Source organism: Streptomyces sp. NPDC051776, assembly GCF_040681345.1.
Lineage (GTDB): Bacteria > Actinomycetota > Actinomycetes > Streptomycetales > Streptomycetaceae > Streptomyces.
In genome coordinates this window covers 1-12,044 of record NZ_JBFAYQ010000082.1, presented here as the reverse complement: position 1 = coordinate 12,044, position 12,044 = coordinate 1, and the positions used below count along the sequence as shown (strand labels likewise).

The window sequence follows — 12,044 nt, the reverse complement described above, 5'->3', positions numbered from 1 at the left end:
GGGGAGGGCCGGTCTGCGGCTGATGTGGGGTTCTCGCTCGCGGTGACGCGGTCGGTGTTCGAGGACCGTGCGGTGGTCGTGGGTTGGGATGTGGGTGAGCTGCGGTCGGGGCTGGCGGCGCTGGCGGCGGGGGAGCCGGATGCGCGGGTGGTTCGGGGTGCGGTGGTTCGTGGCCGTACGGCGTTCCTCTTCGCGGGCCAGGGCGCCCAACGCCTGGGCATGGGGCGGGAGTTGTACGAGGCGTACCCCGTCTTCGCGGACGCCTTCGACGCGGTGGACGCGGAACTCCCGTTCAGCCTGCGGGAGGTCGTCTTCGGCGATTCCGGTGGGGATGCGGAGCGGCTGAATCGTACGGAGTTCGCGCAGCCTGCGTTGTTCGCGTTTGAGGTGGCGTTGTTCCGGTTGCTGGAGTCGTGGGGTGTGCGGCCGGATGTGCTGGCCGGGCATTCGATCGGTGAGTTGGCGGCGGCGCATGTGGCGGGGGTGTGGTCGCTGGCGGATGCGTGTCGTCTGGTCGCCGCGCGGGGTCGGTTGATGCAGGCGCTGCCGGGGGGCGGTGCGATGGTGGCGGTGGCGGCCTGCGAGGAGGAGGTGCTGCCGCTGCTGGACGGGCGGGTGGACATCGCCGCGGTCAACGGGCCGCAGGCGGTGGTGATCGCGGGTGAGTCGGATGCGGTGGAGGAGATCGCGGAGGGTTTCCGCGCGCAGGACCGCAAGACGACCGTCCTGCGGGTGAGTCATGCTTTCCACTCGCCGTTGATGGAGCCGATGCTGGACGAGTTCCGGGTGGTGGCGGAAGAGCTCGCGTACGAGCGGCCCTACCTTCCGATGGTGTCCACGGTCACCGGTGAAACCGTGACGGCCGAGGAACTGTGCACGCCGGACTACTGGGTTGAGCACGTCCGCCGGACCGTCCGCTACGCCGACGCCGTACGCACCCTCGCGCAGAGCAAGGTGACCCGCTTCGTCGAACTCGGGCCCGACGGCACACTCACCGCTCTCGCCCGCATCCTGCTCGACGACGACCGCCGCGTGGTGGTGCCGGTGTTGCGCAAGGACGGGTCGGAGGCGGCGAGTCTGCTCGCGGCCGTCGGCGCGCTGCACGTAGCCGGGCAGAGCCCGGACTGGCCCGCGCTGTTCCCCGGCGCCCGCAGCGTCGACCTGCCCACCTACGCCTTCCAGCGGAGCCGCTACTGGCTCGATCCGGTCCCGGGCAGCGGACGGCGCGGGGGAGTGCATCCGCTGCTCGGCGCAGCGGTGACCCTGGCGGACTCCTCAGCCGTGCTCTCCACCACGGTGCTCTCCACAAGCGCCCACCCCTGGTTGGCCGACCACACGGTGACCGGCACCGTCGTGCTGCCCACGGCCGCGTACCTCGACTTCGCCCTGCATCTCGGCGGCCGAGCCGGGTGTCACCATGTCGTCGAACTCGGTCAGGAGCAGCCCCTCGTCCTCAACGGCCGCGTGCCCGTCGAGATCCAGGTCGTGCTCGACGGACCGGAACAGGACGGCGTCAGGCCGTTCGCCTGCTACTCCCGGCCCGCTGCGACCGGTGCGGGCCCCGCGGGCGCCGGCGACTCGGAACGGCCCTGGATCTGCAACGCCCGCGGAGTCCTGGCACCGGCCGAAGCCCTGCCGGACCACCAGCGGCAGGACGAACTCGACGGCATCTGGCCGCCGTCCGGCGCCCAGGCACTCGATTCCGACGAAGTCGAGTACATCTACGAGGAGTTGAGGGCGCGAGGACTCGACCACGGACCCGCGTTCCGTGGTCTCACCGGCGTATGGCGGGCCGAGGACGCGGTGTACGCCGAGGTCGCCGTACCGGAGGAGTTCCGGGCGGACGCGCTGCGCGTCGCGCTGCACCCGGCGCTGCTTGACGCGGCCCTGCACATGGCCCGCGCGCTCGGGCACCCCGGCGGCTTCGCCGCGACCTGGAGGGACTGCACCCTGTACGCGGCCTCCCCGGAGGCGCTGCGGATCCGGATGCGGCGTCTGCCCGGCGGGGAACTGTCGCTGGACCTGGCCGACGAGTCGGGCGCCCCGGTCGCGGCCGTCGGCGCGGTGGGTCTCACCCCGGCCGACGAACTGTCGCTGCCCGCCCCGGGCACGCCGGGTGACGACCTGTTCGCCGTCGAGTGGACCGAACTGCCCGCCGCCGTACGGCCCGTGCGCCGGCCCCGGGTGGCCGTCGTGGGTGAGGGACCGGCCCTGGCGGACGCCGAACGGTACCCGGACCTGGACGCGTGCCTCACGGCCTTCGACGACACCGGCGGCACCGCGCCGGAACTGGTCTTCGTGACATGTCGGGACGACGGTGCGGAACTGCCCGCCGCCGTGCATGATGCGGCTTCCCGAGCCCTGGCGATGTTGCAGCGCTGGCAGGCCCACGAGCGGACGGCCGACGCGCGGCTGGTCGTCACCACGCGGAACGCGGTGGCCGTCCGGCCCGGCGAGCCGGTCGCCGACCTCGCCTCGGCAGCCGTACGCGGTCTGGTGCGCTCCGCGCAGTCGGAGAACCCGGGGCGCTTCCTGCTCGTGGACATCGACACGCCCGTGGGCGCGGGCAACACGCCGGGCGAAGCCGACACGCCCGTGAGCACCGGCACGCCGGGCGAAGCCGACACGCCCGTGGACACGGACGCCGACCCGGATGCCCGCACCAGCCCAGGCGGAGAGTCCCTCCTCGCCTCCCTCGCCGACGCCGTGGATGCCGGAAAGACGGAGATCGCCCTGCGGGCCGGCCGCACCTACGCCGCCCGACTCGTCCGCCACGTGCCGGACGGCTCTGCAGCGCCCGTTCTCGATCCGGAGAGGACCGTGCTGATCACCGGAGCGGGCGGCACCGTCGCCGCGGCCCTCGCCCGGCACGTGGTCGCCGCGCACGGCGTGCGCCATCTTCTTCTCGCGAGCCGTCGCGGCCCGGACGCGCCCGGTTCCGCCGCACTGCGCGCCGAACTCGCAGAAGCGGGTGCCCAGGTGAGGACCGCCGCCTGCGACGTCGCCGATCCCGCCGAGCTGTCCGCGCTGCTGGCGTCCGTACCGCAGCAGCATCCGCTCGGTGCCGTCTTCCATGCCGCCGGGGTGATCGACGACGGGGTGATCCCCGCCCTGACGTCGTCGCGGCTGTCCGCAGTACTGCGGCCCAAGGCCGACGCCGCCGTCCATCTGGAGCGGCTGACACGGGACATGGAGCTGTCGGCGTTCGTGCTGTTCTCGTCCGCGGCTGCCACGTTCGGCGGTCCCGGCCAGGGCAACTACGCCGCCGCCAACGCCTTCCTGGAGGCGATGGCCGCCTCACTGCGAGCGCAGGGCCGCCCCGCCACCGCCCTCGGCTGGGGCCTCTGGGCCGCCGACAGCGGGATGACGGCCGGGCTCGGCGCAGCCGACCGCACCCGGATGGCGCGTGCGGGTGTCGCGCCGCTGCCGACCGCCGATGCCCTGTCCCTGCTCGACCTCGCTCTGGCACAGGACCGAGCCGTGCTGCTACCGGTCCGGCTGGACCTGGCGGCCGCGCGCGCCGCCGCTCCCGCACCCGCCCTGCTGCGCGACCCCGCCGCCCCCGCACGCCGTACCGCGAGGGCCGCCCGCCCGGGCGGCCACCTGGCCCGGACCCTCGCCGCGCTGCCGTTGTCCGAGCGTCCGGCCGCCGTCCTCCGCCTGATCCTGTCGGAGGTCGCCACCGTCCTCGGCCATTCCGCGGAAACCCCGGCCGCCGATCCCGAACGCGCCTTCCGTGACCTGGGTTTCGATTCACTGACCGCGGTGGATCTGCGGAACGCGCTGGAACGCCGGACCGGTCTGCGGCTCACGCCCACCGTCGTCTTCGACCACCCCACCCCGGCCGCGCTCGCCGTCCATCTGCTGCGGTCCCTGCCGTCCGGCGATCCGTCCACCCCGGCCCTGACCGCCTCGGCCCCCACCGCCCGCACCGGCGCTGACGAGCCCATCGCCATAGTCGGCATGGCCTGTCGGTTCCCGGGTGGTGCCGACACGCCCGAGGCGCTGTGGGACCTGCTCGCCTCGGGCGGCGACGGCGTGACCGGCTTCCCCGTCGACCGGGGCTGGGACCTTGCCTCCCTGTACCACCCGGACCCCGGCCACGAGGGCACCAGTTACGCCCGCACCGGCGGCTTCGTGGGCGGCGTCGACCGGTTCGATCCCGCCTTCTTCGGCATCTCGCCGCGCGAGGCGCTGGCGATGGACCCGCAGCAGCGACTGCTGCTGGAGGTGTGCTGGGAGGCCGTGGAGCACGCGGGCGTCGACCCCCGGACGCTGAGGGGCTCCCGTACCGGTGTCTTCGCCGGTACGAACGGCCAGGACTACTCGGCCCTGTTGCGGGAGTCGGCGGAAGACGTCGACGGCTACCTCGGCACCGGAAATGCCGCCAGCGTCGTCTCCGGCCGCATCTCGTACACCCTTGGTCTGGAGGGGCCGACCGTCACCGTCGACACCGCCTGCTCGTCGTCCCTGGTCGCTCTGCACTGGGCGGCGCGTGCGCTGCGCGCGGGGGAGTGCGACCTGGCGCTCGCGGGAGGCGTCACGGTGATGTCGACGCCGGCGGCCTTCCTGGAGTTCAGCCGCCAGCGAGGCCTCGCGCCGGACGGGCGCTGCAAGGCGTACGCGGACGACGCGGACGGTACGGGCTGGGGCGAAGGCGCCGGGATGCTGCTGGTGGAGCGGCTGTCCGACGCACGCGCCAACGGGCACCGGGTCCTTGCCGTGGTCCGCGGCAGCGCCGTCAACTCCGACGGCGCGAGCAACGGTCTGACCGCCCCCAACGGCCCCTCCCAGGAAAGGGTGATCCGGGCCGCACTGGCCGACGCCGGGCTCACCCCGGCCGATGTCGACGCCGTCGAGGGACACGGCACCGGCACCGTTCTCGGCGACCCCATCGAGGCACACGCTCTCCTCGCGACCTACGGTCAGGACCGCGACAAACCCCTGTGGCTCGGCTCGGTGAAGTCCAACCTCGGCCACACCCAGGCCGCCGCCGGAGTCGCCGGTGTCATCAGGACGGTGCTCGCGCTGCGCCACGGCGAACTGCCGCGCACCCTGCATGCCGACCGCCCGTCCACCCACGTCGACTGGACCTCCGGCGCCGTGCGGCTGCTGACCGAAGCCCAGTCGTGGCCGCAGGACGAGAGCCGGCGACGGCGCGCGGGCGTCTCCTCCTTCGGCTTCAGCGGCACCAACGCCCATGTGATCCTGGAAGAGGCCCCGCCCGCCCCGGACGGGACAGCCCCCGTCCCGTCCGACGCAACTCCCGCCCCGGCGGCCGCACACGGGATCACGGCCTGGCCGCTGTCCGCCCGTACCCCCGAAGCGCTGCGCGCCCAGGCCGGGAGGTTGCTCGACCACGTGGCGCGGCACCAGGACGCCTCCGCCACCGACCTCGCCCACTCCCTGGCGACCACCCGTCCCGCCTTCGAGTGCCGGGCGGTGCTGCTCGGCACCGGACGGGACGACCTGCTCGCCGACCTGGCACGGCTCGCCTCGGGCGAGCTGCGGCCCGAAGAGCCCGGCGCCGCCGCACGCAGCGGAGGCACCGCCTTCCTGTTCGCCGGGCAGGGCGCTCAACGCCCGGGGATGGGGCGCGAGTTGCGCGCAGCCTTCCCGGTCTTCGCCGACGCCTTCGACGAGGTGTGCGCGCACTTCGGCGCCGGTGTCCTCGAAGTCCCGCTGCACGACGCCGTCCTCGGCGACGCCGACGGGCTGCTCCACCGCACCGGGTACGCCCAGCCCGCGCTGTTCGCGCTGGAAGTGGCTCTCTACCGGCTCGTCCGCAGCCTCGGCGTGACACCCGACCAACTGCTCGGCCACTCCATCGGCTCCCTCGCAGCCGTGCATGCCGCCGGGGTCCTCTCGCTCGCCGACGCCTGCACCCTGGTCGCCGCCCGCAGCGCACTGATGGACGCCCTCCCCGACGGCGGCGCCATGGTGGCGATCCGGGCCACCGAGGAGGAAATGCTGCCGCTTCTGGACGGCCGGGAGCACCAAATGGGCCTGGCCGCCGTCAACGGCCCCCGGTCGGTGGTCGTATCGGGCGAGGAGGCGGCGGTCCTCGACCTTGCCGGGCACTTCGACGGCCTCGGCCGGCGGACGAAGCGGCTGCGTGTCAGCCACGCCTTCCACTCGCCGCTCATGGAGCCCATGCTCGGGCACTTCCGCGAGGTCGCCGCATCACTGCGGTACGACGAGCCCCGTATCCCCGTCATCTCCGACCTCACCGGGCGCCCCGCCACCGCCGGCGAACTCGGCTCCCCCGACTACTGGGTGCGGCATGTGCGCCACACCGTCCGCTTCCACGACGGCCTGCGGACGCTGGACGACCTCGGCGCCGGACGGTACCTCGAGATCGGCCCCGACGGCACCCTGACCGCGATGGCGGCCGACGCCCTCGCCGGCCCCGCCGCCGCACCAGCCATCGCGCTGCTGCGCCCCGGTCAGTACGAGCCCGCCAGCCTGCTCGCCGGTCTGGCCCGTGCCCACGCCCACGGCGCCGACGTCGACTGGAGCACCGCAACCCACGGATCCGGTACGGTCGTCGACCTGCCGACCTACCCCTTCCAACGGCAGCGCTACTGGCCCGCCGCAGGCGCCCGCGGCGTCGGCGATCTGGCCGCGGCAGGTCTCGCCGACGCCGGACACCCGCTGCTCGGTGCGCGCGTCGACCTCGCCGACGGCGGCGGGCACGTCTTCACCAGCCGGCTCTCCCTGCTCGACCAGCCGTGGCTGGCGGATCACGCCGTCGGCGGCACCACCGTCCTGCCCGGCACCGCTTACCTCGACCTGGCTCTCCTCGCGGGACACCGCATGGGATGCGACCGGGTGGCCGAACTGACCCTGGTGGAACCGTTGTTGCTCGCCGAGGACGAGGCCGTCACCCTGCAACTGCGCCTCGGGGCACCGGACGCCGAGGGACATCGCGTGCTCGGCGTCCACTCCCGCCCCGCCGAAGCCGCCCCCGACCGGCCCTGGACCCTGCACGCCGACGGCATCCTCGCCGACGGCGCCCACCCCGAACCCGACGGCGACTCGCTCGCCGCGTGGCCGCCCGCGGACGCCGAGGAACTGCCGGTCCGCGAGACCTACGACCGCCTCGCCGAGGCCGGGTTCCGCTACGGCCCCGTTTTCCAGGGGCTGCGCGCCGCGTGGCGGACGGGCCGCGAGGTGTACGCGGAGGTCGCGCTCCCCGACCAGGCCCACGCCGACGCCCCCCACTACGGCCTGCACCCCGCCCTTCTGGACGCCGCACTGCACGCCACCGCCCACCTGCCGATGGACGACTCCGCATCCGGCCGGCTGCCGTTCTCCTGGCGGGACGTGACCCTGCACGCCACCGGCGCCACCGCCCTACGGGTCAGGCTCACCCTCCGCGGCGGCGACGCCGTCGGACTCGACGTCGCCGACACCACCGGGAAGGCCGTGGCCTCCATCGGCTCCCTCGCCCTGCGCCGGATCGATCCCGAGCGGCTGCGCGTACGGCCGCATCGCGGGTCCGGCGATCTGTACCGGCTCGACTGGCGGCCGGAGCCACCGACCGACGGCCGCTCCGGCGACCTGCCCGCCCCGGACACCCTGACGGTGCTGGGCGACGCAGCGGGGCGGGAGTTCGCCGCACAACTCACCGCCGCGGGCGTAGCCGCCGACCTCACCGATGCCGCCGACCTCGCCGACCTCGCCGCCGGTGCCGGAGAGGACGGATCGGCCACGCCCGGAACCGTCCTCGCCGTCGTACCCCACGGCAGCGGCTCCCTGGAACAGGCCGGGCACGCCGCCGCCCAGCGCGCGCTCACCCTCGTACGACACCTGCTTGCCGAGCGGAGCCTGGACGCCACCCGCCTGGTGCTGGTGACCCGGGAAGCGCTCATGCCCGACGGACCCGCCGGACACGGAGTCCGCCACCCCGCCGAGGCCGCGGCCTGGGGCCTGGTCCGCTCCGCCCAGTCCGAACACCCGGGCCGGTTCCTGCTCGTGGACACCGACGGCGCCGCCGCGTCACTCGCCGCACTGCCCTCCCTGCTCGGACGCATCGACCCCCAACTCGCCCTGCGCGACGGCTCCGTGCACCTGCCCCGGATCGACCGCACCGACCCGGACGCCACGCTGCGCGCACCGCACGCCCCGGCCAGGCGCGCATGGCGCCTCGACATGGTCCGCAAGGGCACCCTCGACGGCCTGGAACTCGTATCAGCGCCGGAGGCCGAACGCGCCCTCGGCGACGGCGAGATACGGATCGCCGTCCGCGCGGCGGGCGTCAACTTCCGTGATGTGCTCAACGCCCTCGGCATGTACCCTGGCCCGGCCCCCGACTTCGGTCTGGAAGGGGCCGGTGTGATCACCGAAGTCGGCCCCGGCGTCACCGGATTCGCCGTCGGTGAGCGCGTCATGGGTATGTTCCCCGCCGCCTACGGCCCCCTTGCGGTGGCCGACGCCCGTACCGTCGCCCGCATCCCCGACGGCTGGACTTTCGCCGAGGCGGCCACCGTTCCGATCGTCTTCCTCACGGCGTACTACGCCCTCGTCGACCTCGGCGGCCTCACCGCGGAGCAGTCCGTCCTGATCCACGCCGCTGCCGGCGGTGTGGGCATGGCCGCCACGCAACTCGCCCGCCATCTGGGCGCCGAGGTGTACGCCACCGCAGGCCCCGGCAAATGGGACGCCCTGCGCGCGGCCGGCCTGGACGAGAGGCACATCGCCTCCTCCCGTGACCTCGCGTTCGAGGACGCCTTCCGGGCCGCGACCGGCGGACGTGGCGTCGACCTCGTACTGGACTCCCTGGCCGGAGAGTTCGTCGACTCCTCACTGCGGCTGCTGCACCACGGAGGACACTTCCTGGAGATGGGCAAGACCGACGTCCGCGACCCCGACGGCGTCGCCGCCCGTCACCCCGGCGTCCGCTACCGGGCGTTCGACCTCATCGAAGCCGGACCCGACCGCATCGGCGAGATGCTCACGGCCCTCGTCGACCTGTTCGAGGCCGGAGTGCTCGCCCCCCTGCCGGTCACCCCGTGGGACGTGCGCCGCGCACCCGAAGCCTTCCGGTACATGTCCCAGGCCCGCCACATCGGCAAGGTCGTGCTGACCGTCCCGGCACCGCTCGACCCGGACGGCACCATCCTCATCACCGGCGGCACCGGCGGCCTCGGCGCCCTGCTCGCCCGCCACCTCGTCACCGAGCACGGCGTACGCCATCTGGTGCTCGCCGGCCGACGCGGCCCCGACGCCCCGGGAGCCGCGCAACTCGCCGCCGAACTGGCCGAATCGGGGGCCGACGTACGGATGGAGGCCATGGACATCGCCGACCGCGCACAGACGGCCGCCCTCCTCGCCTCCGTCCCCGGCCGGCACCCGCTGACGGCCGTCGTCCACGCCGCCGGCATCCTCGACGACACGGTCGTGGACCGGCTCACCCCCGAACGACTGGACGCCGTGCTGCGCCCCAAGGTGGACGGTGCCGCCCATCTGCACGAGCTCACCCGACACCTCGACCTCGCCGCGTTCGTCCTGTTCTCGTCCGTCGCCGGCACCCTCGGCGCCCCCGGCCAGGGCAACTACGCCGCGGCGAACGCCTTCCTCGACGCACTCGCCGAGCACCGCCGCGCGCTGGGCCTGCCCGCACTGTCGCTGCCCTGGGGGCCCTGGACCCCGGCCGGCGGCATGACCGGCGACCTCGGCGAAGCCGATGTCCGCCGCATGGAGCGGGCCGGACTCCCGCCGCTCGCCGCGAAGGAGGGCCTGGCCCTGTTCACCGAGGCCCTGGACCAGCCGGGGACCGTGCAACTGCCGCTGACGGTGGACACCGCCCGGCTCGGCGCCGACGGACCCGTGCACCCGCTGCTGGCGGGACTGGTCCGGGCCCGCCGCACCGTCGGCGACCCGGCGCGCGGCGCAGGAACGGCCGACAGCGCGGGCCTCGCCACCGAACTGGCCCGGCTCGGCATCGCCGATCGGTTGCGCAGGCTCGTCGAAGAGGTCTGCCGCCAGGTCGCCGCTGTCCTCGGGCACACCTCCGTGGCCCGGCTCGACCCCGATCAGTCCTTCAAGGAACTCGGATTCGACTCGCTCACGGCCGTCGAGCTGCGCAACCGGATGAACGCCGCAACGGGGGTCCTGCTGCCGGCCACGCTGGTCTTCGACTACCCGACGCCCGCCGTGCTCGCCGATCACCTGTGCCGGGAGCACTTCGGCGGCGGAACCGACCCCGGCCCGGCCGCGGCAGGTACGGACACCGCCACCGCGGCCGACCCCGACGAAGCGACCATACGCAAGCTGCTGACGTCCATCCCGATCAGCAGGGTCCGCGAATCGGGGCTGCTGGACGCGCTGATGGAGCTGGCCCCGGCCGCCATCCCCGCCGCCCGCACCGCCCCGGATTCGGTCCGGGACGCCGAGGCCGACGAGGACGTGGCCACCATGGACGTGGACGACATGGACGTCGACGACCTGGTCCGGATGGCTCTGGGCTCCGATGACTGAGCGCCCGGCTCGCCGCCCCCCGTACACCGTGCCCCGCGCCGCGTGCCGGCACGGACCCGCCAACTCCCGCGCCCCCTGACGTACTTCCGGCACCCGCCTCATTCTCGAAGCGCCAAGTGTGGAGCTGAGCATGTCCTCCGAAAAAGTCGTCGAAGCCCTCCGTGCCTCGCTCAGGGAGAACGAACGGCTGCGCAAGCACAACCAGCAGCTGCAGGAGGTGATGACCGAACCGGTCGCGATCGTCTCCATGGCATGCCGCTGGCCGGGCGGAGCCGACACCCCCGAGGACTTCTGGCGGCTCCTCGCCGACGGCACGGACGCCATGACGGACTTCCCCTCCGACCGTGGCTGGGACCTCGACGCACTGCTCTCGGAGGACGCCACCGTGGGCGGCAGCGCCACCGCCCAAGGCGGCTTCGTCCATGAAGCCGACCGCTTCGACGCCGATTTCTTCGGCATCTCGCCGCGCGAAGCACTGGCGATGGACCCGCAGCAGCGGCTGGTCCTGGAGGTCGCCTGGGAGAGCGTGGAACGCGCGGGCATCGCCCCCGCGGCCCTGCGCGGCAGCAGCACCGGTGTCTTCGTCGGCTGCAGCAACCAGGAGTACGGATCCGGGCTGCGCGAAATCCCCGAAGGGGTCGAGGGCCACATCCTCACCGGCAACACCGGCAGCGTGGTCTCCGGTCGCGTCGCGTACACCCTGGGCCTGGAGGGCCCCGCGGTGACGGTGGACACGGCCTGCTCCTCGTCCCTGGTCGCACTGCACCTGGCGGTGCACGCGCTGCGGGCGGGCGAATGCTCGCTGGCCCTGGCCGGGGGCGTCGCCGTGATGTCCACCCCGGGCGCCTTCGTGGAGTTCAGCCGCCAGGGTGGCATGGCCCCCGACGGCCGCTGCAAGCCGTTCGCGGATGCCGCGGACGGTACGGGGTGGGGTGAGGGGGCGGGTCTGCTTCTGCTGGAGCGGTTGTCGGATGCGCGGCGGAACGGTCACCGGGTGCTGGCCGTGATCCGTGGCAGCGCCGTCAACCAGGACGGCGCCTCGAACGGCCTCACCGCGCCCAACGGTCCGTCCCAACAGCAGGTGATCCGGGCGGCGTTGCTGCAGTCAGGGTTGTCGGCGTCGGATGTCGACGCGGTGGAGGCGCACGGCACGGGGACGACCCTCGGTGACCCGATCGAGGCGCAGGCGCTGCTGGCCACGTACGGTCAGGACCGGGAACAGCCGCTGTGGCTGAGCTCCGTCAAATCCAACATCGGTCACACGCAGGCGGCGGCCGGTATCGCCGGGGTCATGAAGATGGTGCTGGCGATGCGCCACGGCATGCTGCCGCGCACCCTGCATGTCGATGAGCCGTCGTCCCATGTCGACTGGCCGGCAGGCGAGGTGCGCCTTTTGACGGAACCGCGCGACTGGCCGCGGAACACCGACCGCCCGCGCCGGGCCGGAGTGTCGTCGTTCGGCATCTCCGGCACGAATGCGCATGTGATCGTCGAGGAGGCGGCCGGGGCGGCGGGGGCGGTCGGGGAGGGTGCCGGGGAGCCGGGTGTTTCCGGTGGTGCGG

2 protein-coding genes are annotated in these 12,044 nt (G+C 73.8%); both read left to right on the top strand.

Annotated features, from left to right (window positions below; genetic code table 11):
* The first annotated feature begins 54 nt into the window (after positions 1-54).
* Positions 55-10,482 (top strand): SDR family NAD(P)-dependent oxidoreductase, encoded by a 10,428-nt coding sequence (locus AB0M26_RS30200; RefSeq protein ID WP_365265968.1) that lies wholly within the window; start codon positions 55-57, stop codon positions 10,480-10,482.
* 124 nt (positions 10,483-10,606) lie between these two features.
* Positions 10,607-12,044, top strand: a 1,438-nt coding sequence (locus AB0M26_RS30195; protein WP_365265970.1) for a beta-ketoacyl synthase N-terminal-like domain-containing protein, incomplete at its 3' end; no start/stop codon positions are given.